Annotated in this window: 15 protein-coding genes; 3 read left to right on the forward strand and 12 right to left on the reverse strand. The window is 63.7% G+C overall.

Annotated elements, in window-relative coordinates:
* Positions 1–27 precede the first annotated feature (27 nt).
* The 3 genes from SH412_RS06515 to SH412_RS06525 form a co-directional block, all read right to left on the reverse strand.
* The gene (locus SH412_RS06515; protein ID WP_336522704.1) at positions 28–858 is read right to left on the reverse strand and encodes a glutaminyl-peptide cyclotransferase; all 831 of its coding nucleotides are present in this window, start codon (positions 856–858) and stop codon (positions 28–30) included.
* Positions 859–893: 35 nt separating this feature from the next.
* A complete protein-coding gene (locus SH412_RS06520; RefSeq protein WP_336522705.1) occupies positions 894–1259 on the reverse strand; it encodes an STAS domain-containing protein in 366 nt (121 codons plus the stop codon).
* Positions 1260–1347: 88 nt separating this feature from the next.
* Positions 1348–4044, reverse strand: a complete 2697-nt coding sequence (locus SH412_RS06525) for a HEAT repeat domain-containing protein (RefSeq protein ID WP_336522706.1) — start codon at positions 4042–4044, stop codon at positions 1348–1350.
* Positions 4045–4225: 181 nt separating this feature from the next.
* Between SH412_RS06525 and SH412_RS06530 the strand changes: the two genes are divergently transcribed.
* A complete protein-coding gene (locus tag SH412_RS06530) occupies positions 4226–5266 on the forward strand; it encodes a vWA domain-containing protein (RefSeq protein ID WP_336522707.1) in 1041 nt (346 codons plus the stop codon).
* Between the two features lie 7 nt (positions 5267–5273).
* Here SH412_RS06530 and SH412_RS06535 read toward each other — a convergent pair whose 3' ends face one another.
* The 6 genes from SH412_RS06535 to SH412_RS06560 all read right to left on the reverse strand — a co-directional run bounded on the left by SH412_RS06535 (position 5274) and on the right by SH412_RS06560 (position 12162).
* The gene (locus SH412_RS06535) at positions 5274–5759 is read right to left on the reverse strand and encodes a CBS domain-containing protein (protein WP_336522708.1); all 486 of its coding nucleotides are present in this window, start codon (positions 5757–5759) and stop codon (positions 5274–5276) included.
* 146 nt (positions 5760–5905) lie between these two features.
* Positions 5906–6937, reverse strand: a complete 1032-nt coding sequence (locus tag SH412_RS06540; protein WP_336522709.1) for an alpha/beta hydrolase family protein — start codon at positions 6935–6937, stop codon at positions 5906–5908.
* Positions 6934–7476: a DUF2617 family protein gene (locus tag SH412_RS06545; protein WP_336522710.1), complete on the reverse strand. Its 543-nt coding sequence runs from the start codon at positions 7474–7476 to the stop codon at positions 6934–6936. Before SH412_RS06545 ends, SH412_RS06540 begins: the two co-directional genes overlap by 4 nt.
* 224 nt (positions 7477–7700) lie before the next feature.
* Positions 7701–8879, reverse strand: coding sequence for a M24 family metallopeptidase (locus SH412_RS06550; RefSeq protein ID WP_336522711.1), 1179 nt, complete (start codon positions 8877–8879; stop codon positions 7701–7703).
* 330 nt (positions 8880–9209) lie between these two features.
* Positions 9210–10259 carry an NAD(P)/FAD-dependent oxidoreductase gene (locus tag SH412_RS06555; RefSeq protein WP_336522712.1) on the reverse strand — a complete coding sequence of 350 codons (1050 nt, stop codon included), beginning with the start codon at positions 10257–10259 and terminating at the stop codon, positions 9210–9212.
* Positions 10260–10377: 118 nt separating this feature from the next.
* Positions 10378–12162 carry an MFS transporter gene (locus SH412_RS06560; protein ID WP_336522713.1) on the reverse strand — a complete coding sequence of 595 codons (1785 nt, stop codon included), beginning with the start codon at positions 12160–12162 and terminating at the stop codon, positions 10378–10380.
* 599 nt (positions 12163–12761) lie between these two features.
* On the opposite strand from SH412_RS06560, the gene panB reads away from it, so the two are divergent.
* Positions 12762–13544 (forward strand): 3-methyl-2-oxobutanoate hydroxymethyltransferase, encoded by a 783-nt coding sequence (gene panB, locus SH412_RS06565; RefSeq protein ID WP_336522714.1) that lies wholly within the window; start codon positions 12762–12764, stop codon positions 13542–13544.
* Positions 13545–13572: 28 nt separating this feature from the next.
* On the opposite strand, the gene SH412_RS06570 is transcribed toward panB, so the two are convergent.
* The 3 genes from SH412_RS06570 to SH412_RS06580 all read right to left on the reverse strand — a co-directional run bounded on the left by SH412_RS06570 (position 13573) and on the right by SH412_RS06580 (position 18738).
* A complete protein-coding gene (locus tag SH412_RS06570) occupies positions 13573–14553 on the reverse strand; it encodes a WD40 repeat domain-containing protein (protein WP_336522715.1) in 981 nt (326 codons plus the stop codon).
* A gap of 547 nt (positions 14554–15100) precedes the next feature.
* A complete protein-coding gene (locus tag SH412_RS06575; RefSeq protein ID WP_336522716.1) occupies positions 15101–16174 on the reverse strand; it encodes a WD40 repeat domain-containing protein in 1074 nt (357 codons plus the stop codon).
* Positions 16175–16914: 740 nt separating this feature from the next.
* Positions 16915–18738 carry a hypothetical protein gene (locus SH412_RS06580; RefSeq protein ID WP_336522717.1) on the reverse strand — a complete coding sequence of 608 codons (1824 nt, stop codon included), beginning with the start codon at positions 18736–18738 and terminating at the stop codon, positions 16915–16917.
* Positions 18739–19044: 306 nt separating this feature from the next.
* On the opposite strand from SH412_RS06580, the gene SH412_RS06585 reads away from it, so the two are divergent.
* Positions 19045–23172, forward strand: coding sequence for a secretin N-terminal domain-containing protein (locus tag SH412_RS06585; protein ID WP_336522718.1), 4128 nt, complete (start codon positions 19045–19047; stop codon positions 23170–23172).
* Positions 23173–23271: the final 99 nt, after the last annotated feature.

Here is a 23271-nt window from a genome sequence, read left to right on the forward strand (position 1 = left end):
ACTGACGACTCGCGCGCAGAGACAGCGCTACTGCGGCGGAACGACTTTGATCTCGTAAAGCTTCGGCCAGTTCTTCCCCGTGATGAAGAGCCGTTCCTGTTCGGGATCCCAGGCGATCCCGTTCAGGACATCCTCGCGCCCGCGACGGCTCGCCGGATAGACCTGGCTGCAGTCGATCCAGCCCAGCAGGCGCCCGTCTTTGGGGGAAATCCGGGCGATCCGGTCGGAATACCAGACGTTGGCGTAAATCTCGCCGTTGACGAATTCGAGTTCGTTGAGCTTGTCGACCGTCCCCCCCGGCCCGCGTACGATCACGCGCTTCGCGACCGCGAACGTCCTGGGGTCCAGAAAACGCAACGTGCTGGAGCCGTCGCTCATGATGAGCTGCTCTCCGTCGGTGGTCAGCCCCCAGCCTTCCCCCGCGTAGCGGAAGGAACCGACAATCTGAAACGTCTGGCGATCGTAGATCAGCCCGAAGTGGTTTTCCCACGTGAGCTGGTAGATCCGACCGTCCAGTTCCGCAATTCCTTCGCCAAAGACTTTCGGATCGGTCGGAACCGCCAGCTCGACTCGTCCGGACTGCAGATCGACCCGGCGGAGCGACGACTTGCCGTACTGTCCGGTCCCTTCGTAAAGGGCCCCGCCGGACCAGAACAGCCCCTGCGTGAAGGCGGCCGGATCGTGAGGAAACGCCTGCACGATCTCAACGCTCTGCACGTCTCCGGCGCGCTTTCGGAACGGAGACAGCGGCCCCGCGACCGTCAGACCGGCGGCCGCCACCGTCACCAGCACGACGCTGACCCAGATCCACGTCGAGCGCGACGCGCCGGAACGAGTAAACGGATCAGTCTGACTCATGGGAACTCTCCCGGACCGGCAAACGGCTCCACGTTCTAGGAATCGACCGCGGCCAGGGCTTCGTCGCGACTGTTGTAGATCGCCCACAGAGTATCGAGCGCCGTAATCCGGAGCAGTTCGCGGGCCATCTTGCTCGCACCGCAGATCACCAGCTCTCCCCCCCGGTTTTTGACCGCCGTATGGCAACGGAGCAGCAGCGCCAGGAAGACCGACCCGAAGTAGTTCACTTCGCTCAGATCGACGACGACCATCGGCGACTGCTGTTCCTTGATCGGAGCCATGACGATATCCGCCGCCTGCTCGATCAGATCCCAGTTCATCGATTCGACATTCGGCGCCGGGGTGATCACCACCGTGTTGCCGTGCCACTCCAGACGAAAGTCGTTATTCGCAGTAGTCATGAAGTCGTCTCATCCTTGTCAGTGAACCGGGCGGCGCTGGCCCTCCTGGCGGGACGCGATGCGGAACGATCCGCCGCCAGACAGCAATTTATCGCAACGCCGACGTTTTCGCACCACCACGACGCTGTTCCCGCCATTCCGCCCAGGCTCGCAACTCCTCTTCGACCCTCGCCGACTCGGGCCGTGGGTCCTCCGAGTCCAGCGGGCGGATCGCTGGCGGACGATCGTCCGCCGGAGCCAGAGTCGAAAGCGCCGCCAGCATTTCGCGGCGGACCGGAGGACTCGACTCGGTCCAGGCGAGTTGAATCAGCGGATCGAGAAACTGCGGACGCCCCGTACGGACCATGGCCTGGACCGCCGCCTGCCGACGTTCCGTTTCCGGAGCGTGACAGCGACGGACCAGTTCCTGGCAGCCGGCGTCATCACCGAGCTGGCACAGGCTGACAATCACCGCTTCCTGCATTTCGGCGTCCGGCGCCGTGATCAGGCTCCGCAGCCCAGGCGTCGCCGGTGCGTCTCCCGCGGCCGGCAGTCCGTCCAGCAGCATGGGATTCTGGCAAAGTCCCGCCAGGCGCACGGCCTGCAGGCGGATCTCCGCCTGCGGATCGCTGAGGAGCGGCAGCAGCCAGAGTCCATACGTCGGCTGCGGTCGCCGGCTGATGTATTGCAGCCCGAGCTGGCGGATGTCGGGCCAGGCATGATGCATCGCCAGCAGCGCGATCTGAGCGGCCGGCTCTCGCGAATCGGGCAGAATTCCCTGCACCGCCGCCTGCCAGACGTACCGATCCTGTTCGACCAGCAGGCATTCTTTCAAACGCGCCAGGACGGCTTCCGAGAGACTTCCCCGTTCGCCGGCGAGCTGCAGTTTTCGCATCGCCGCCCGCCGCGTCCCGACATCCGCAGACCGGAGATCGTGGAGCGCGCCATAGGACGGATCGAGCCGCGGCAGGATTTCCGTCACGAGTGTTTCCGCCGTCCGTCCCGACCTCCCGGCAAGCGCCTGCTCGAACACCGGTACGCACGCCGCGTCGCAGCGGGACAGCCGATCGACCAGGTCGGGAGCAGCATCTTCCGGCGCCGCCAGGGCCAGGTACTCTTCAACAAGTCCCTGAATCTCCCCCGTTGAATCGGGACGTTCGGGGCCGACGCTGGATTGCGACAGGCCGGGGAGCGCCGTCCAGAACTCCGTCGAGAGGCCGCGCGCCCGGATCAGTTCCGCCAGCGCCTGCTCCCGTTCCTGCTGCGTGCCATCGATGGGGAAGACCGGCTCGAATCCCAGCCGGGTCCGCAGGAGCGGAACCGCGTCGCGGCGAATCGTCAGCAGGCTGGCCCGGAGGGCGTGCAGCAGCAGGGGCGTCGCCAGCGTATCGGGCAATCTGGCAATGCTGCCGAGCGCCGCCGACTGGACCTCGGGATGGCGGTCTTCCAGTGCGTCGCGGAGCGCCGTCACTGCCGGAAGCTGAGGATAGCGGTGCAGTTCTCGAACGCACGCGGCGCGCACGCGCGGAGCCGAATCTCGCAAATACGGCTCCAGATCGCGGAACTCCCAGGTCGCCAGCGCCGGCATGGTCCGCGCGCGCAGCGCTTCATTCTCTTTCTTGGCGGTCCGATGCAGTTCCTGGCGGGCGGCTTCCGTCCGCACCAGTCCCAGACTGGCGATCGCAGTTTCACGAACGGTGTCGTCGGCGTCGAGCCGTTGCGAAGCCAGTATGGCGACGGCATCGGACTGGTTCGCGACCGCCAGCCAGCGACCGAAGACCTGTCGCACGCGCGGATCCGGATCGAATCGAGTCAGCCAGAGCTGCGGCGGCCAGTCTGGTTTCAGTCCCGAGTGTCGAGCTGCGTGAATCAGGCAGGCTTCCAGAGCCGACTGCCGCAGCCCTTCGCCGAACCCGCCCGCTTCCACTTCCAGAGCCTCGGGAAGCCCCGGAATCTGCGCCGGCGAGATTCGCAGCGCCACCCCGCGCCAGAGTCCCCCTCGAGCATCGTCCGAGAGGTCCGGACGCTGCAGGGCGCGACCTGCCGGAGCCAGGACAGCCTCGGGATCTCCCGACCGCGTCGCCAGCCAACTGCTCCACGCCTCCGCCAGCGCCGCTTGCCGCGGAAGCAACTTGAGAAACTCCGGGTTGGGCTGGCTCGCGGTCGGCGGGGTCAGCACCAGCAGCTCCCGCACGTCGCTCCGGTCCATCGCCTGAGCGGGAAAACTCCTCCAGAGGAGGATGGAGGCATTGATGCCGGCCGCCGTCGATTCTTTGGCCAGATGCTGCAGAGCCGGAATCACCAGACTTGAAGACGACTCCGCCGTAGTCGGCGGACTGCCGCCGCGGAACAGCCAGTCCCATTCAGTGGGAACCGGCATCGCCAGGGATGGCCGCTGCTGCGCGATCAGCGAGGCGGGAGCCGCTTCCGCAGCGGGTCCCGCGGGAACGAATCGCCAGCGGAATCCGGGGGTGAACGCGGGACCGAAGCGGCTCGGATCGGTGGTCGCTTCGAGCAACGACCAGGCGGGATCGAGTGACCAGATGCCGTCGGCCAGCATCGGCCGCAAGCGGGCCACCAGTTCCGGGGTCTCGCCATCAGCCTTGGCAACGGCGCCGGCCGCCGGTTTCGACGAATTCTCCGGCGACGACTCCAGAGCGGACGGAGCATGCCCGACGCCCCACTCCGTCGGCAGACCCATCGACTGGCAGCCCGCCGACGTGACCAGCGCCAGGATCCAGACGGACCGCCAGCGGCCCGACTGGCTCGGGAGATTCCTGTCGCGATCTGGCGGGATGTGCGGCATGATCGAATGACGACCGCGTGAAACAATGTTGCGCAAAGCGTGCGGAGAGTATCTGTTAGGGTGTTTTCCGGGAAGACGAACCTCGCCGCCTGCCGAGAACTCGCGTTGACGTCTGTCCGGCACCTGCGTAGAAAGCCTCTGGAGCGAAGTTTCGGGGGGGATCGCCTCAGGAGTCCTTTGCATGTTGACCAGCCCGGCCCGGACCGCAACTTCAACCAGCATTCGGGACTGGGTCCCGCGCTGGACAATGTTCCCGAGCTGGGTGTTGTCCGTCGGAGTCCATGCGCTGTTGCTGCTGGCGCTGGCCCTGTGGCTGCAATCCCAGGAGCGCCCCCCCGTCGGATTCAGCGACGAACCGGCCCGCGAGATCGGAATCGTCGTCAAACAGCGGGGCGAGTTCGTCGAGGCCCCGCAGCAGGAACCGCGGGAAAGCACAACCGGCGACCCGTCGGAAACTCGACCGCAGACGAAACCCGATCAACACGCAAAAGTTGCGTCCGAACTCCCCAATCTCCCCAACGTCCCCTCCGAGACCCTCCCCAGCTCGACACCAAGCCCCCTTGTCGGGGCCGGCGTTGCATCACCATTAGCCCCGGTCAGCGACGCCCGCGATGTCGTCAAATCGGGGGGAGTGCGCACTCCCGGGGAGATGATCGCCTCCGGAACTCCCGGGGCGGCGTTCATGGGAGTCGAAGACAAGGGCACCCGGATCGTCTTCGTGATCGACTGCTCGGGAAGCATGAGCGAGCACGGTGCGATGCGGGTTGCGAAGTCGGCGCTCGTCTCCAGCCTGCAGGCGCTCGATTCGGCGCAGCAGTTTCAAGTCGTCTTTTTCAACGAGCAGGCGGTTCCGCTGCGACTCAAGGGCGAGAACAAGCCGATTCTCTACTTCGCCACGGACATCTACAAGACCCTGGCTCGCCAGAGCATCAGCGCGCTGCAGCCGAACCTGGGCACCGAACGTATGAACGCGATTCAAGTGAGCCTCAAGTTAAACCCGGACGTGCTGTTCTTGTTGACGGATGCTCGTGAGCCGCTGATGTCGGCCAAAGATCTCAAGCATGTCGCCGACCTCAATCGGGGCCGCGCCCGAATTCACTCCATTGAGTTTGGCGAGGGCGCTGCGCTCGACGGGCCGGAAAATTTCCTGCAGAAGCTGGCCCGACAGAACGGCGGGACGTGGCGTTACCACGACGTGACCCGTTTCGATGACGCCCGTTAGCGGCAGATCAGTCGCAGGCGGGTGCGAAGTCGGCGTGGTGCTCGGCGGGCGCCGCAAATCGATTCGCGGGGGTGTCGAAACGCCGTTCGACGCAATCTCGCAGAGCGGGTTGCTGGCGGTAGTGATCCACGGCTCGCAACACATCCTGCCGGCGCAGTCCGCCGATCAGCCGGTCGCCGTCAATCACGGCTGCCAGCGAGTGTCGACCGTCGCGAAACCGCGCGGCTGCGACGTGCAGGTCATCCGTCGGCGACAGCGTCCAGACGACGCGGGAAATCAGACATTCCAGAGGGGTGTCCGCGGCCTCGCCGATCAGCTCGGCCTTCAGAATCTCGTAGTCCGTGATCACACCGGCCAGCCGGCCTGCGGAATCGACGACCAGAGCGTCCGGGGCCGCGTGCTCGACCAGGAAGGCCCGGGCGGCGGCGATTGTGACGTTCGCCTGAAGCGTCGGGAAACGGGGATTCATCCAGTCGGCGACAGTTCCCAGCATGGTGCAGTCTCCGCGGCGAAAGTTCTGCCGTTGCCTGCGACGACTTCTCCAGGAACGGAAATCGTCGTCTGCTGAACCCTACGTTGCGTTTGGGCAACGTGCTGCCGGAAGTCCACAATTTTCAGGCGCACCAAAGTGGTCGCACGTCAGACATGCCGCCACTTCTGCAGAATTTCCGCCGCAACCTGCTGGCGGACTTCGGCTCGCGACGTGATGCGGTAGTGGGCGTCGCGGTGCCGGACGAGCTGAGTCCCCCAGCTCTCCGCGAGCCGCGCAATCGATTCGGTCGGCACAAACCGATCGTACTCCGCCAGATGCAGCGTGATCGCGGAGCCCGGAAGCTGCGGCGTCCAGAGTGGAAGCCGTACGGCGCGGGACGCCGTTTCCCAGCGGTCGATCAGGTGCGGGCTGGCCTGGAGCCCCCGCTGCACCGCATGCACGAACGGACTGCGGGACTCCAGCAGGGCCGCGATGTCGACCGGCGGCGCCAGCGCGATGGCGAATTCGAGATCCGCCGCCAGCAGGGATGCCATCAGCGTCAGCCAGCCGCCATAGCTGCAGCCGACGAGCCCGACCCGTTTGCCTTCGGCCTGGAGACTGCGGATCACCTGCCACAGATCCAGCACGCTCTGCCGCGCGACGCTGAGTTGATGGTCGAGGTCGCCGTGGACAATCAGTTGCCCCGAACGAAAGCCGGCCGGGACGCGTCGGAAGTTGTAGGCGGAGTCCATCATGACCACGCCGATGCCCGCCGGGGTGAGTTGCTGCGACAGACGGGTAAACCAGCGGCACCCGACCTGCACGATCCCGTCGCAGCCGACGACCACCAGGCCGCGGTCCTCGTGTGCCGGTCGCCAGCGGCGGCACCAGACGACGTTGTTCTCAGGATGCGGCGAATCGATCAGGCTGGCGAATCGCAGATCCTCGGCAACGCCCCAAGGACGTTCAATGAACGCGGCATGATGAGTGGCGAGATCGAGCGCTTCGGGAATCGGCGCAAAGACGCGAGCCAGATCTCCGCTGAGCAGATCGGGAAATGTACGGGCCGTGTCTCCGATTGCCGCCGGATGATTGCGGTACCAGAAGAAGTGCCGCAGCAGAATCTGTCCCATGACCCGGTCGACGGTCTCGGGCCAGACCCGCCGGCAGCGTTCCGCGACTTCCGCCGCGAAACTCACCGCAGCTCGATCAACGACTGCGTCTTGACGATGGCGCAGTCGTCCGGGAACGTATGGAACGCATGCACGATCAGGCTGGAGTCGCAGATATCCGCCCGCACCACGCTCAGGGCGCTCGGGGAAAACCGGCTGGCGCTCGGGTAAATCTGAGCCAGATCCGCCTTCAGCGAGTCTTCGAGCAGTTCCTCGTGCATCCGCTGAAAGACGTCGACATCCAGCTTCTCAAGCTGGCAGCCCACGCTGTACTTCACGCCGGCGCACGGGAACGACTGCGTCCGGCAGCCGCGCAGCCGGTGCTCCATCACCCGCTTCTGCTGCGGCAGCGACTGTTGACGCTCGCTGATCGCTTCCGTCAGGACCTGCCGCCCCCGGCGAAAAGTCAGCAGGTGGCCGGCGGGGCAGAGCTGAATCTCCAGCACGCCTTCTTCGTGAGTCAGACGCGCCAGGCCGTGGCACTCGAACAGCTCCGGATGAAGCGGACGATCAAAGACCCTCAGCATGAGGTCTGCGACTTCCGGCCGGGCGAAACTCACGAGCATCGGCGTTTCCTTCGGCACTGTGGCGAGCGACTGACGCGACCAATTATAGAGTCTGGCAATCGCGGCAAACAATGGCAGAAAACGCCGTGAAAACGACCTCCGCGGCTTCCCGAAAACAACCCTCTTTGCGCTTGACAATCGCGCCGATTGACACCGATCGATGACGTCCGCAGCCGCACGATTTCTGTCGCGTCGAAAGACGTTGCCGCTCGTCGACCCGGCCTCTACTTCAGCGCGATCACGTGATTGCTGAGTCGCTCGTAGCCGTTCACCGTGATCAGATAGTTGTGCTCGTTCCGGACGCCGCCAATGCCGGGGACGTACAGCCCTGGTTCGAGAGTCACCACGTCGCCGGCGACGAGCACATCTTCGCTCTCAGGGACCAGAATCGGCGCTTCGGGATGCGCGAGGCCGATGCCGTGACCGGCGTGGTGCTTGAATCGCTCGGCCAGTCCCGCCTCGCGAATCGGGCGCTCCGTGGCGTCGAACACATCCGCCGCCCGCGCTCCGGCCCGCAGTGTCTCTTCCCCCGACTTCATCGCCGCCATGACGGTGTCGTATAAGTGCTGCTGCTCGGCAGTCGGTTCTGCAACGGCGATCGTGTTGGTGAAGTCGCTCCGATAGCCTTCGAGAACCACGGAGTAGTCCAGGATAAACAGATCCCCGGCCTGCAGTTTGTAATCCGTCGGCAGCCCCCCCACCTTGGGCTGAGTCGGAGTCGCGGCTCGGAAGTCCCCGTAGATCAGTCCGGCACGCCCCGCGGCGCGAATGGACGCTTCCTGGACCGCCAGGAAGACTTCGAGTTCGGAAACTCCCGGACGAACGATTTCGCGAGCGCGGGCCTGGCCGGCTTCGCCCGCCCGCATGCATTCCTTCAACAGCGCGATTTCGTCGGCTTCCTTCGTCCGCCGAAGTCGCCGGATCACCGTCCCCAGATCAACCGGAAGCTGTTTCGTCGAGTCGCCGGCTTCCCGCCGGACCGAGTGCCGCTCGTGATCGAGCCCCAGCAGTTCGAAAGCGCCGACCGGCAGCCATTCCGCCTCGACGGCGCCGGCTCTTCCGAAGAGCTTTTCGGCATACTGCTCGGCAGCCTGCAGCAGCGCATGATCGCGATTGATGACAGAGTGCTGGTGGTCGTACCAGCGGACCATGATTTCGTCGTCGACGACCGGTTCGCCGGCGCGCGAGCGGAGGGTGAAGTTGTCGCCCAGCAGCGTCGCCTTCCCCGACCGTTCCAGCACGAGCCAGGCCCGTTCGCCCGCCGAAAAACTGAGCGGATTCACCCAGAAGTTGGAGAAGTAATGGACGTGCCGAGGATCGGCGACGAGCACCCACTCCATCGTTTCCGGCAGGGCTTGCCACAGGCGTTGACGACGTGCGAGACAACCAGCTTGAGTCAGCATCGAACGAGCTCCTTGCCGGTCGCTGTCTGACCGGACTGTTTGCCACCGGCGGCTTGCCCGCCAGTGCGTTGAACTACGAATGGAACGAATCCGAACGAGTCGTCCGCTCGACACCATCGCATCGGGACAAGCCGGTGGCTGTCAGAGCCCGGGATACTTACCCGGGACGGCGTCAAAATCAGCGGCATCGATTCTGGAACAGTGCGTCTTTGAGTTTTGTCCCCTCTCCCGCTGTCTTCAGTGGGAGAGGGCCTGAGTGAGGGTCTTCGAAGATGTCGGGGCGTCGTCCACGGAGACAAAGACAGCACAACTCAAATCTGCGGCCGGCGTCTAATGGTGGCCCTGGGCGGCAAGCCAGCGTTCGGCGTCGAGAGCCGCCATGCAGCCGGTGCCGGCCGAGGTGATTGCCTGCCGGTAGTAACTGTCGGCCACGTCGCCCGCGGCGAAAACCCCCTCGACGCTGGTGTTCGTCCGGAACGGCTCCGTGTAAACGACATAACCCTTGTCGTCAGTCTGGACCTGACCCTTCAAGAAGGCGGTGTTGGGAGTGTGCCCGATGGCGCAGAACATGCCGCCCGCCTCCAGAACCTCCGTCTCCCCGGACTTCACGTTGCTGATCCGGACACCCGTCACCCCGGCCTTCTCGTCCCCCAGCACTTCCTCGACTTTCGAAAACCACTTGACGTTGATCTTCGGATTCTCCAGCACTCGCGTCGCCATGATCTTGCTGGCGCGGAATTCGTCGCGGCGGTGGATGATGTAGACCGTCGAAGCAAACTTCGTCAGGTACGAAGCCTCCTCCATCGCGCTGTCGCCGCCGCCCACCACAACTAGCGGCTTATTGCGGAATCGCGGCAGTGCGCCATCGCAGACGGCGCACGCGGAAACCCCCTGGTTCTTGTACTTGTCCTCGGATTCGAGTCCCAGATAATTGGCCCGGGCGCCGGTGGCGACGATGATCGAATGGGCCTCGACCGTCGTTCCGGACAGCGTCGTCAGCACGAACGGACGCTTCGACAGATCGACGTTGACGATGTCGTCGGTCTCGACCCGCGTACCAAAATTGAGAGCCTGCTGCTTCATCAGCTCCATCAGCTCCGGCCCGCTGACGCCGTGCCCGCCATGCGGCGCCATCGTCTTCCGGCGATCCGGGGCGATCGCCGTATCGAGAAACTGCGACAGATTGCCCGCCGGAAACCCCGCGAAGTTCTCGACTTCCGTCGTCAGATTGAGCTGCCCCAGCGGCAAAGTCCCGTTCTGATAGTTTTCCTGGGTCATCGCTCCTTCGAACAGGAGCGGCGTGAGGTTCGCGCGGGCTGCATAAATGGCCGCCGACCAGCCGGCCGGCCCGGATCCGATAATCACCACTCGCTCAGTCACGCTGACGCTCCGATCCACGGCAGGAAGTATCTACAAACGGACTCTGATGTCAGACACATCATCTCCGCTGAGGGTTCCAAGGAACGATAGCAGCGCCGACCAGCGACCGGCAACCGAGTCAGGCGACGCCTGTTTCCGGCTCGATCGGCAACGGCCGACTGGCGTCAATCACCAGAGCGCACACGCCCGACAGGACGAATGAGCCGATGCAGAGCCCGAACAGCGCGTTCCAGGCGGCAGGCCCTTCGACGCTCGTCAGCACCAGTCCGTAAAGCAACGGCGCCATCGCAGCCCCCAGATTGCCCCACATATTCCCCCACCCCAGAACCGCCCCCGTGTACTTGCCGCCGACATCCTGGCAATACGCCCACGTCGGGGCGACCCCCAGGTCCGTCGATACCGCCACCAGAGAAAACCCGGCGACGCAGGCCCACGGAAGCCATTTCGGACCGGTCTCCGGGGAAACCAGCGCAACCAGTACCATCGGAATCGTATAGCCCAGAGCCGCGGTCCCCCGTGTGATCAGCAAGGGCACTCGCCGGCCCCATTTGAGGCCGAATCGTCGCGTCGCCGCATCGGTCCACCAGCCGCCGATCAGCATGCCGAAAATGCCAACTCCCACGGGCGTCATGGTCATCCAGCCCTGCTGGACCAGCGAAACCCGGTGCACCTCCGCCAGATACGCGGGGAGGGAAAACACCAGAAAAAACCAGCCGACATTGGTCAGGAACTGAGAACCGCAGGAGCCCCAGAGGCTCAGATTCTGCACGATGACCTTCCAGGGAAACGGCGGCTGGGTGGCCGCCGCAGTGGATGCCGTCGCCAGCGATTCCGGGCGAATCAGATGCCGCTCGGCCGCATTGCACCGCGGATGAAGCTCCGGGCGATCCCGAACGGCCAGCCAGAACCAGCCGGCGACGGCCAGGCTGATCCCCCCGTAGAGCAACATCACCGGCCGCCAGCCGAAGCGGTAGACCTGAGAGGCCACTCCCGGATACGCCGCCTCAAAGGCCAGCCGATTCAGCCGGACGGTTTCCTCCGGCGACAGTCCCGTGCTCGAAGCTCCGAGCCGATTCGCCAGTGATCGGGCCTCGCCCTGCAGACGGACCTGTTGGAACAAGGTGTCATCGAAGAAAGCGGGGTCCGAGAGTAGCTGCCGAACCGTTTGCTGAAGCTCGGGGCTTGCCGCATCCGGGGATTCCAGCGCCGCGGAGACGCGAATCTGCTGACGCGCCGAGTCATCCAGCAGCGACCAGAGTCGCCGCGAAATTGCCGCCTGCGGTGACTCCGAAGGGGGCTTGCTGTCAGCGGTCTCAACGCCCGACAGGACAACGCGGCACCACTCAACCACCTTGCCGGGCCGCAGGAGCGAACCTTCCGAGTACGAACTGATCGCCAGCGGGAGGATGGCGACGATCAGCGCCGCCGTCAGAACTGGCGCGATCGCCCCCCCCAGCCGTCCTCCGAACGCGACAAACGAGCTGGCCCGCGCCCGGCTGGAAATCGGAGTCCAGCGACTCACGATCACGGCGGCCGTCGGATACGCACCCGCTTGAGCCAGCCCCATCCCCAGTCGCAGGACGACGAGCGAAATGAAGCCCGCGGAAAGGCCCAGAAACGCGGTGAACAACGACCAGGCCACAATGTAGATGGTCAGCATCAGCCGGGGGCCGTAACGGTCGCTGAACCAGCCGGCAGGAACCTGTCCGAGCGCGTACGACCAGAAAAAGGCGCTCAGAAACCACTGGAGCTGTCCCGTCGAGAGCTGCAGGTCTTCCGCAATATACGGCTGGGCGATCCCCACGCAGACCCGGTCGAGGTAGAGGACGATGGACATGGCGCAGGCGGCGGCGACAACACCGAAGCGGACACGCGTCGGCCGACCGGATTCAGCACCGTCCATTCCGCGGCTCCCGACGGTTCGAGATTGCCCGAAAAGGCAATCGCATCGGAACCGTTCGATGCACGGTAGAAGTGCGGGGAAAACGCGTCAAGCTGGGCTGATACAAAACAAGAAGGCGTCCTGAACCGGGATCAGTTCAGGACGCCTTCGAGGTTTTCCGGTGTTGCAAGTGCGGGCCAACGCCTGCCCCACCGGACGGAAGAATAACTATTGCACGCAGCGTGCCATTCGACTCACCACGTCGAAATTTTTCCGAAAAATATTCGCAACGCTTTTCCCCAGAACAGGTTACTATCACTGCCTCCAAATTGGCGTGACAGGGGAACTCTAAGGTCAGTCGACGCGTTTCCTGCCGGGCGATGCATTTTGCTGCGCCGCCTTTTGCAGCAACTGATGCAGAATTGACCGTCCTGCCATCGAATGTCGCAATTTGCGCGGAGGTCCAGGATTCGCTTCCGGACGGAAGGTGGGAGTGTCGGTCTCGCCGGGGTACACTCAAATCCGGCGGACATGAGTCCCGCCGTCAGTTCGCAAGTTCTCTGGCGACGTGGCTGTCGCAAAACGGAACCATGATGTCTGAAGTGCGAAGTCGGTCTCCCATGACAGTCCCCCGGTTCGTCGCGGCCAAGACTCAGGGCCGGAAGCTCGCCGTCCTGACTGCCTACGAAACGGCGTGGGCGGAGATGTTCGACGCCGCCGGCGTCGACGCCATCCTGGTCGGAGATACGCTCGGCATGGTCGTCCAGGGAAAATCGACCACGCTGCCCGTGACGCTCGACGAGATGATCTACCACGGCGAGATCGTGGTCCGAGCCGCGAAGCACGCGATGGTGATTGTCGACCTGCCGTTCATGTCGTATCAGGTCAGTCCTCAGCAGGCGGTGGCGAGCGCCGGTCGAGTCCTGAAGGAAACCGGCGCCGCCGCAGTGAAGCTGGAGGGGGGCGTCGCGCAGGCGGAGACCATCCGGGCGCTCGCTGCCGCGGATATCCCCGTGATGGGTCATATCGGCATGCGGCCTCAATCGGTGCGGAAGCTGGGATCAATGTCCCGCGTCCAGCGTGACGAAGAGGCCCTGCTCGCGGACGCCAAGGCCGCCGAAGAGGCCGGAGCCTTTTCAATCGTGCTGGAACTGATTCCGCGAGGAATCGCCGCACGCGTGACCCGCGAGCTGAGCATTCCGACGATCGGCATCGGCGCCGGCCCCGATTGCGACGGGCAGGTGCTCGTCAGCTACGACATGCTCGGATTGACGAACGGCTTCCGGCCGAAGTTCCTGAAGCAATACGCCGACCTGCGCGCCGTCGCTACGTCGGCCGTCGAAGCCTATGTCGCGGAAGTGAAATCGGGAGCATTCCCGGGAGCCGAACACTCCCACGACTGACCCGACGCACTGGGCCGGCCAGCAGGAATCACATCTTTCGCAACTGACGCCCGGCGCTGGCGGACCAGATCCGGAGCGTACCATCCAGACTCCCCGACAGGATCTGGTCGCCGTCGGGGAGAAACTGCAGAGCGCTCACCATGTCGTAATGTCCCGGCATCCTCTGCAATCGTCGCCCGTCGCCCGCCGAGATGACGACCACGGATCGATCGAATCCCGAGACCGCCAACCGCTCCCCGTCCGGCGAAAACGTTACCGCGCTCACCTGAATCGAATCCTGCCGGGACCGCCACCGGAGCGCGCCGTCTTCCGCGTTTAGCGCGATGATATCGCCTCCTTGCTGTCCCACGACCACGCAAGCCCCGCCCGGCGACCACGCCAGGGCGGTAGTGCTATGCTGGTCATAGTTTCGCGCCCAGACCGTCCTGCCATCCGACCGCAGCAGCGATACCAGTCCGTTGCCGCAGCCGGCGACCAGCCGCTCCCCGTCGGGCGACCACTCCACGTGTTGAGGGATCGCCTCCAGCATCAAGGGATTCCGGCTCGGCGGCGACTCCGTCAGATTCCAGATCAGAATTCTGCCAAACGTATCGATCGCGGCCGCACGCGATCCATTCGAAGTCAACGACACGTTCTCGATCGTATCGATCTCTGCTTCGTCGACCAGAATGACGGCGTCACGAGATATGGTGAGAAATCTCGGAGCGGTGCTCCAGGCATGAACCCGTCCATCACGGCTGTGTGCGGCGTCGGGAACATATTGGCCGGCGGTCGGAATCGAATCCAGCACATGGCCGGTGGCCAGCGAAACCTTGTCGATGCCTGAGTCTCCGCGCCGGATCCAGGCGGCATTCTCATCGGGCGCCAGGTCGATCCGGTAGATTGGCTGATCCGGACGGGCTTTCGCCTCCGCCCCGGCCTGCATCGCCGTCGTTAATTGCCAGTCTTCGACTTCGACGGACCAGCCGACGATCACCAGGACTGCCGCGATGCCGCCGCAGAGTAACAAGATCTCCCTCAGACATCGGAATCCGGAAACGACTGCCCGACATACTTCGCAGGCTCTGGCAATTGCGTGCTTGAAGATCGGCATGCAGATCCTCCTTCGAAACTTCAGGCGACGAAACGGCGCTCAATGGCGCGCCTTCGCTGCCGGCAGCCTCTCTGAAAACGCGTGACTGACCGATGGTCTTCGGCGGCGATGAAAGGGCATGCGCGGTGCGACGCGAACAGAGCAACGCCCGGATCGTGAAAGCGATTCGGGGCGCCGCGCGCAACACGCAATCCGCCGGCAAGCGAGACTGACGGGAAAGAAGCGAAGGGAAATCAGTTCGATTCGCGATGCCGACCCACACAATGTAGTCGGAATGTCTGCAGAGTCAAGATGCAAGTTCGCATTTCCCGCGAATCCGCGTTCCGCACTGCGGGTGCAAGCAGTCGGAGACGGAGTCCGACATCGTGAACCAGCAAGCGACGGCCATGAAAGTACGCGAGGCCGTCCCGATTCGGAACGGCCTCGCGTATCTGCAATCCGCTTCAAAAGGCAGTCTCGGCCACTACATCTTCTGGAGTTGTCGCCCGGCGCTGGCGGACCAGATGCGGAGCGTACCGTCCAGACTTCCGGACAGAATGCGGTCCCCGTCGGGCAGAAACTGCAGCGCGCGAACCATGTCGTAGTGCCCCGGCATCCTCTGCAGGCGCCGCCCGTCGGCGGCCGAGACGACGTCCACGGTGCGATCGAAGCCCGAAGCGGCCAGCCGCTCCCCGTCCGGGGCGAACGTCACGGAGCTGACCTGGATCGAATCGTGCCACGACCGCCACTGCAACCCGCCGTCCCGCGCGTCGAGGACGATGATGTTGCCGCCATACTGACCGACGGCAACTCGAGTCCCGTCCTGCGACCAGGCGATTGCGGTGGTCCGGTGATCGTCCGGCTTCTGCGACCAGACGAGTTCGCCGTCCGCCGAAAACATCTTCACGACCCCGTTTCCGCAGCCGACGAGCAGTCGCTTCCCATCGACCGACCAGTCCACCAGCACCGGAGACGTTTCCAGGCGAATCGCCAGTCGGTCCGGCGGCGAGGCCGCCAGGTTCCAGATGAGAATCCGCTGCTTATCGTCGGCAGCGGCGACCCGCGAGCCGTCGGCAGCCACCGTCAGATTGACCACCGAACCGGTCACGGCAGGATCGGGCTCGTCCACCAGCGTGATCCCGTCGCGAACGATCGTCAGTCCGCCGGGATTCGTCCCGCAGGCATGGACTCGCCCGTCACGGCTGTGAGCCGACGCAGCGACATTGCAGGCGAACGTCGGGACCCGGTCCAGCACCTGCCCGGTGACGAGCGACACCTGTTCGATGCCCACATCCCCGCGCTTGATCCAGACCACGTTCGGGTTCGACATCAGGTCAATGCGGTAGATCGGCAGATCCGGCTGCGCCTCCGCCGCCGCGCCGGCCCGCATCGCCGTCGTCAACTGATCGCGACCGGTGTCCGCGGCCCCATTGATCAGACCCATGACGACTGCGATTCCCCCGCAGAGGAGGCACAGCTCGCGGAGGCACTCGATGCCGAGAAATCCAGACCGCGAGACGCGTCCAGCATCCTTCGCGGTTCTCTTGAACAGCAACATGACGACCTTCCTTTGCACAGCAAGTTGCGGACTCGTTTGCAGTCCGATTCCGCAGCGCCGAAGGCACGTGGCATGCATCCGCAGCAACGTACCGCCAGCGCACACCGACCCCGGAGGACGTTCCTCCAGACCGGTCACGTACGTGTCAGCTCTTCACAGTGGGAGATAAGAAGTTGCTCTCGGCAGCAAAACAGGCGGGCTGGTCAAGGGGCCGATCTCTGGTTCACGACCTTGCGAAGACAAAGATGACGACGGTTCCTGACCCTGGCGGCGTTTTCGATCCACAAAGTCCGCATTCAGCAAGCGACCTCAAAAACCGGATTCTTCTGCCAAACGGACCATTGCGTTGAAAACTGTTCGTAGCAGGTTAAGAGAAACAGGAAGCATTCAGCATGCCGAACCCCCATGTTTCCCCGGCAATTCGGCGTAACCAACAAATCAGAAACGACTTACACCGCCTTGAAAAAGTGTTTCGGCAACGCCGTCGCAGTCTCAGAGGCGAAGTCGAAGACTCAAACTTGCCTCCGACCCGCGCAGGATCGCCTGTCTCGAACTCAATCCCGCGGTTGGGAAAAGTGATATCTCGCGACCATGAAGTTTCTGAGGCAGTCGCGATGAGTTTTTGGCGGACTTTGTCCGGAGTTCGCAACTCCGCCATCCCCATCAAAAAACAAAGCAGCCCTGCGACGGAGTTCGCAGGGCTGCTTGATTGAAACGATGACGAGGTCTTCACACGACCTTCAGAAATCGGGTTGTTCCGGCGCCTGCGGGCGGATGACCGGCCGCGCCGGATTCCGCTGGCGTTCGGCGCGTTCGTCGACGCGAATGCCGATGACTCGGCCAAGCCAGCTCAACGTCCCTTCCTCGAACTCCACGGTCAGCCGAATCCCGGCGTCCGTTGGCAGCATGTCTGCCCGAATGGCGTCCCCGCCGGCACCAAAGGAGGCGTCAAGCACATCGCGGCGGTTCCCCGGATTCGAGGAATCGTCGCTCGCCAGCGGAATCCATCGCGACATATGCGTGACAAACTGCAAAGGCGCGCGACTGCGGCGGTCGAGTTTGGGATCGACCGGCTGACTTGCCAGATCGATGCTGTGGCGGAGCGATTCCAGAGCCGCGTCGCCGCCGAAGGCCAGCCAGGCCGCCTGCGACGTCACATGGAAATACAGATGCGGTTCCGGTCCCCACAGACGGGCGAAGTTCGGATCATTCAGCGGCACCTTCAGCCGATGGACCGGGACGTCGCCGATCGAGTCCGCAGCAATCTCCAGCCGTTGCAGGTTCGGATTGTCGGCGCCGGCCTCTTTCGCCCGTTCCATGAACGCCTGGACTTGCTCGGGGAACTTGCTGCCGCCGGGAAGACGGAACGCCGCAACGGCGACGTACTTCTCCGGTTCCTCACCCGTCATCTGGAAGATGGCGTCGAAGTGACCGTTCTCGACCGCGGCCCGGAAGACCTTGAACAGTGGTCCCGTGACTTCCAGCAGACTTTCGAGGTCATTCGAAGCGGCGCGGGTCGCCAGGTCCTGTTCGGACGCGTCAAAAAACTCCTGGAGCATCTTGCGCTGCCTCTGATCGAACATGGAAGAGCCGGCCAGCGTCAGAGTCGACGGGTTGTCCAGCAGATTGGCGAAGGCGCTCCGTTTCCCGCTGATGTCCTGAAAGTACTTCGCCAGTTTGCTGTCCGGGGCGCCGGCGATGTCAAACTCCAGCGTGGCCTTCGACGTCGCCGGATCGACGCGTCCTCCAATGGTCCCTTCTTCCCCCTGCTGCACGATTCGATCGACGGAATCGAGAAATGACTGACCGTTCATTCGACGCAGGCGGTAGGCGGCATCCGGTTCGTCGTCCTTCTGCTGCATCTCGGCCTGAATCTGAGCCTTGAAGTACTCGCGGAAGATCGTCTTCAGCGCCGGCGGAACGTTCCGGATCATGATCGAAAAGGCCACGTCGTAGCGGTCGGTCAGCCGGGCCGCGAGCTTTTCCGGATCGGGGAGATCCCGCTCGAGATCCTCGGGTTCGCTCGTCGGATCGAGAACGAACAGGTACTTCCCTTCAATGCGGATCACGGTCGGCCTTGGTCCGAATCCGTAGTCGATCTCGTAGCGGTCTGAGCGACCGTCGACAGGTCGAACTTGTCCTGTGGCCCCGCCCACCGTCGCCAGCGTATCCAGCGCCTTCGTTTTGTCTTCCACGGGCAGATAGGCAATGGTGGTCATTCCGGGAGCAAGCCCCGGCTTGATGAAGAACATCAGACCCATCGGACGCGTCCGATCAAGGCCGTTCACGTCTCGCAGGGTTCCGGTGATCCATTTCTGGATTTGCTCCTCCAGTTCCGCGCGGGCTCCTTGCCGGAGAACAATTCCGGCGGACTCCTTGAGACGGTCGAAACTCGCCGCGTTCACCATCATCAGCGGCAGCTTCATCTCCAGCGACTTCTCAAGCACCGATTCCTGGGCCTGGAGCCGCCCGCCGCCCGCCAGAATCGCGACCGTCAGCAGACACGCCAGCAAACCGAACGGCTTCGTAAGATTCGCCCTGGGAACGACTTGAAGAGAACCCATGCGTGACTCCTGACAGTTCTTCGAAAGGGGGGACGGATCGCTGAGGAACGCACGTTCTACCCTGTCGGATCGCGGCAAGTTTCGCAAGCGGCGACTTCTTGACGGCGGGAGACCACAGTGATGGCAAGCGATCGACCGCGCCGACCGCCGTTCGTTCGGCCTGCCTGTCTGTGAATATGGGGAACATGCGTTTGGGATTTCGATTGAAGTGAGTTTTCCGGATCTGCCGATAAGCGGGATTAGAGATTCTGTACGAGTCGGAGTGCGCTCGTAAATCTCCCGCTGGCCTCTAGCCTCGGAATCAGCATGGAAGCCTTTCGCCGCAAACGGACTGCAGAACCCTCATCGCGCCGTAACACGCTGCGGGGACTCTGGTTGCAGTCGGTCCATCACGGCCGTCGCTGGGTCATCGGCATGCTCTGCGCCAGCCAGTTGACGATGGTTCCCGCAGGAAACCTGCAGGCGGCGGACCCGGTCCCCACGGCGGTCCCCGAAGAAGCCCGGCAATCGCTGGTCAAGCTGAATCACGTGGCTGCCTCGTGGCAGAAGGTGTTGCAGGAACTGGCCCAGCAGTCAGGCTCCAAGCTGATTGCGGAAAAAGTGCCGAGCGGCAATTTCACTCGCCTGGACCGACGGGAATACACCCGCAACGAAGCCGTCCGAATCATCAACAGCGAAATCGAACCCAAGGGATTCCGCCTGCTGGAGAAGGGAGAGTACCTCTTCCTGATCGATATTCCCTCGACCCGGCCGCGCTATCAGCCGGCAGTCATCGGCCCGGCGCATGCCCCGCCGCCATTTGCACCGGCGGCCCCCACTCAGGCCCTGGAATCCCCCTCTCCCTATCAACGCAAGTTTGAGCCGCTCCGCCGACAGCCCGCGCCTGCCACCGAAATCGAATCCGCGACGGCATCGCCCCGTCAGCGCGTCCGGACCGTCCAGCACGAGGAATACGCCGAACCGGCCCGCTCGAACCGGCCGCGTGTGACCGCCGCGATGCTTGAAGAAGAGCCGGCCAAGTCCTCGCAGACGCTGGCCTATCGCGTCCGTCGTCAGACGCCCACCGAACTGGCCCGAGCCGTCTATAAAGCCTTTAAATCACGGGCCAAACTTGACGACAGCGGCATCGACGGACTGCCAGCTTTCCACGTCTTCGCCGTCGCCAGCGATGACGCCGCCGGCATGGAACCGCGGATTCAGTTTTCGATCAGCATTGATGAAGAGAACGGCGAGCTCCTGATCGACGCCGCCGATGAGGATGTGCGGGCGGTCGTCAAGCTGCTGAAGCTGATCGACGGCGGCAAGGACGGCCATCCGACGCGGCTGGTCGCCAGCTCCAAGTACGTCTGCCAGATCGCCGCGCAACTTCCCGACGAATTGAATGAACTGCGACGGGCGCGGCGCGAAGCCCCGGCTCGGGCGACTCTCGCGCAACTCGACGACGACGAAAGCATCGATCGCGCCTTCGCCGCCCAGGATCAGGAACGCGAGGAGCCCGCGCCGGAAGCGACCGAGCCAAAAGCCGACGACGCCCCCCGACCTGCTATGCCAAAGACCGGCAACCCGAAGCTGGATGAGAAGATCCAGAAGGAAGTCCTCGGCAACCTGAAAGGCGAAGTCAATATCGAAGCGGTGCCGGACCTGGGCGTGCTGATTTTGCGCGGCGGTGAAAAGGACGTCGAGCAGGTGATGCAGGTTATTCGCGAGCTGGAAAAACTCAGCGAAGGGGCGGCTCCCGAAGTCCACCTGATGTATCTGCGAAACGTCGATTCCGACTCTCTCGCGACGCTGCTGACGACGGTCTACGAACAGCTCGCCAAGTTCCCCGGTCTGGCGACTCAACCCCGCCAGGCGGTGGCGGTCATTCCGGTCTCCAAGCCCAACGCGGTGCTCATTGTGGCCCCCGCGGCAGACTTGCCCTCGATCCTCGATCTCGCCGAGGAACTGGATCAGCCCGTCGATCCGGCGACCGAGTTTCAAGTCTTCTGGCTGAAGTCGGCGGTCGCCACCAAGGTGTCGGAGCTGATCAAGGAGTTTTACAACGAACGCAAGGGACTCGACGCCAAACCCCTGGTCGTCGCCGATCCCCGTTCCAATTCCATTGTCGTCCGCGCCCGGCCCCGAGATCTGGATGAGATTACCGCCCTGGTTGAGAAGCTCGACAAAGGCGAATCGGGGGCCGTGAGCCAGATTCAGATCTTCTCGCTGAAAAACGCCGTGGCCACCGAACTTGCTCAGGTGCTCAACGCCGCGATTCAAAGCGTGCTCGCGCCGCCGCAGTCGAACGCCGGCGGGCAGGCTGGCGGGGCTCTGCAGGGGGTTTCCGGCGGACAGGTGAGCGATGAATTCCGGGACGCCCGGTCCGCGGTCCTGCAGTTTCTGGCGACCGACGGCACCAGCGAGCGAAAACTTCGCTCGGGAATTCTGGCGGATATTCGCATCACTCCCGACGCCCGCATGAACAGCCTGCTCGTTTCGGCGCCGGAACAGAGCCTGGGACTGATCGGCGAACTGATCCGGGCCATGGACCGGCCGACGTCCGCAGTGGCGGAAATCAAGGTCTTCACGCTGGCGAACGCCGACGCCCAACTGATGGTGACGCAACTCCAGGCGCTCTTTCCGACGCAGGGCCAGAGCAACCAGGGGGGGCAGCGCGCCGGCAACCAACTCGGCGTCCTGATCGCGGGCGCCGATGACGCCAACAGCGGTCTCATTCCGCTCAAGTTCTCCGTCGACACCCGCACCAACAGCGTGATCGCCGTCGGCGGCGCCGAGGCTCTGCAGGTGGTGGAAGCCATCCTGCTGCGGCTCGACGAAAGCGACCTGCGGTCGCGGAAGAACGCCGTCTACCGGCTGAAGAACAGTCCGGCTCAGAACATCGCGACCTCGCTGCAGAACTTCCTGACTTCGCAGCAGCAGCTCGGTCAGAACGATCCGAATCTGATCAGCAATGTCGAACAGCTCGAACGCGAAGTGATCGTCGTCCCCGAGACCGTCAACAACAGCCTGCTCATCAGTGCGACTCCCCGCTATTTCGACAGCGTGATGATGATCGTGGAGAAGCTCGACGCCGCCCCGCAGCAGGTCGTCATCCAGGCCCTGCTGGTGGAAGTCGAACTCGACAACAACGACGAATTCGGCGTGGAACTGGGCTTCCAGGATCCGATCCTCTTCGGCCGCAGTACGATCACCAACGCGCTGTTTCAGAATACGACGAATCAGACCAGTAGCGGCACAACGACGACGCAGACGGTACTTTCTCAGGAAGCCTCTCCCGGGTTCAACTTTGCCAATCCCGTGCTGGGGCTGGGAACTAATAACTCCAACAATCAGAAGACCGTGGGTTCGCAGGCCCTCAGCAGCTTCTCGCTCGGACGAACCAACGGGGATCTCGGATACGGCGGCCTGGTGCTGTCGGCGGGCTCCGATGCGGTCAGCGTCCTGCTGCGTGCCCTGTCGGCGACGCGCCGGGTCCAGGTCTTGAGCCGCCCCCAGATCCGGACGCTGGATAACCAGCAGGCTCAGATCATTCAGGGACAGGTCGTTCCGATTGTCAACGGCGTCACGATCTCGGCCCAAGGTCTCGCCAATCCTCAGATTACGCAGCAGGAAGCCGGCATCATCCTGAACGTCACGCCGCGGATCAATCCGGACGGTCAGATCGTGATGTATGTGAATGCGGAAAAGAGCGCGTTCCTCGCCCAAGGGGTTCCGATCTTCACCGACGCGACCAACGGCAACGTGATCGAGTCGCCAATTCGCGACATCCGGTCGGCGGTGACGACCGTCAGCGTCCCCTCCGGGCAGACCGTGGTCATCGGCGGCATGATCACCTCGTCAAACGAAACCTCCGAGCGAAAAGTCCCCTGGCTGGGTGATATCCCCATCATCGGTTACGCCTTCCGCTATGACTCGCGAGCCACCAAGCGGACCGAGCTCCTGATCTTCCTGACGCCGCGACTGGTTCGCGATGACATCGAAGCCGAGGTCATCAAGGACGTCGAAATGGCCCGGATGCACTTTATCGAGTCGGAACTCGAAGAAGTCCACGGCCCGCTGCGATCGGTGCCGGGGGCCGAGGGAATTCCTCTCGACATGATGTCCCCGCCAACGACGGGACCGGAATCGTACGAGATTCCTTCGACGCCGCCGGCCCCCGGCGCGGTTCCTGAATGGGAGCCGGCCATCCACGGCACGCCCATGTCGCTGCCGGGACCCGCCGAACTGCCCCCCGCCCCGGGACCTGAGGCCCGTCGCGAGCCCATCCGTGATTCCGCGATCCAGACCGTCTCCGGTCAGGAACAGTTCTGGGAGCAGGAACGGCTCAATGCCCGGAGCTCCACCGGAAATTCCCAGGGCCGCGGAGCTGCCGCCGCACCAACGCCGCCCCGATCTCGAATTCCGTGGCTCTCGGCGCCCAAGAAGTCGAAGTGACGGACGAACCGTTGGGGGGATAACCGGGTCGCCGAAAGGTCGCCCGCACGAATCACGGGTTTCGGTTCGCGGAAATCGCGCTGACTCGAAAGTGAATGA

It is taken from the genome of Planctellipticum variicoloris (assembly GCF_030622045.1).
In the GTDB taxonomy this organism is placed as follows: Bacteria; Planctomycetota; Planctomycetia; order Planctomycetales; family Planctomycetaceae; genus Planctellipticum; species Planctellipticum variicoloris.

Coding starts and splice junctions, on each gene's coding strand:
- SH412_RS06515 (WP_336522704.1), bottom strand. CDS start 858: ATGAGTCAGACTGATCCGTTTACTCGTTCCGGCGCGTCGCGCTCGACG.
- SH412_RS06520 (WP_336522705.1), bottom strand. CDS start 1,259: ATGACTACTGCGAATAACGACTTTCGTCTGGAGTGGCACGGCAACACG.
- SH412_RS06525 (WP_336522706.1), bottom strand. CDS start 4,044: ATGCCGCACATCCCGCCAGATCGCGACAGGAATCTCCCGAGCCAGTCG.
- SH412_RS06530 (WP_336522707.1), top strand. CDS start 4,226: ATGTTGACCAGCCCGGCCCGGACCGCAACTTCAACCAGCATTCGGGAC.
- SH412_RS06535 (WP_336522708.1), bottom strand. CDS start 5,759: ATGCTGGGAACTGTCGCCGACTGGATGAATCCCCGTTTCCCGACGCTT.
- SH412_RS06545 (WP_336522710.1), bottom strand. CDS start 7,476: ATGCTCGTGAGTTTCGCCCGGCCGGAAGTCGCAGACCTCATGCTGAGG.
- SH412_RS06550 (WP_336522711.1), bottom strand. CDS start 8,879: ATGCTGACTCAAGCTGGTTGTCTCGCACGTCGTCAACGCCTGTGGCAA.
- SH412_RS06560 (WP_336522713.1), bottom strand. CDS start 12,162: ATGGACGGTGCTGAATCCGGTCGGCCGACGCGTGTCCGCTTCGGTGTT.
- panB (WP_336522714.1), top strand. CDS start 12,762: ATGACAGTCCCCCGGTTCGTCGCGGCCAAGACTCAGGGCCGGAAGCTC.
- SH412_RS06575 (WP_336522716.1), bottom strand. CDS start 16,174: ATGTTGCTGTTCAAGAGAACCGCGAAGGATGCTGGACGCGTCTCGCGG.
- SH412_RS06580 (WP_336522717.1), bottom strand. CDS start 18,738: ATGGGTTCTCTTCAAGTCGTTCCCAGGGCGAATCTTACGAAGCCGTTC.
- SH412_RS06585 (WP_336522718.1), top strand. CDS start 19,045: ATGGAAGCCTTTCGCCGCAAACGGACTGCAGAACCCTCATCGCGCCGT.